Here is a 239-nt window from a genome sequence, read left to right on the forward strand (position 1 = left end):
CCCGGAGGCCCAGGCGATCGTGGACCGCTACCACGAGCTCAACCCGGACGTGACGGTCAAGCTGTCCGAGGCCGGCGGCACGGCCGAGACGTCGTCCAAGCTGCTCGCCGCGGACCGTGCGGACACGGCCCCGGACGTGGTGCAGGACGAGTACCGCGCGCTGCCGTCGCTCGGCGTGTCCGGCGAGGTCAAGGACATCACCGACGATGTCGCCGACGTGCGGGGCGGCGACGGGGACA

General features: G+C 72.8%; 1 protein-coding gene. It reads left to right on the forward strand.

Translation table 11 applies throughout. The annotated features are described in order from the left end of the window. Positions 1–239: extracellular solute-binding protein (locus tag KVT14_RS21190; protein ID WP_368858796.1), on the forward strand; the 239-nt coding region annotated here is incomplete at both ends.

This window comes from Cellulomonas sp. GbtcB1, from assembly GCF_019091725.1.
Taxonomy (GTDB): domain Bacteria; phylum Actinomycetota; class Actinomycetes; order Actinomycetales; family Cellulomonadaceae; genus Cellulomonas.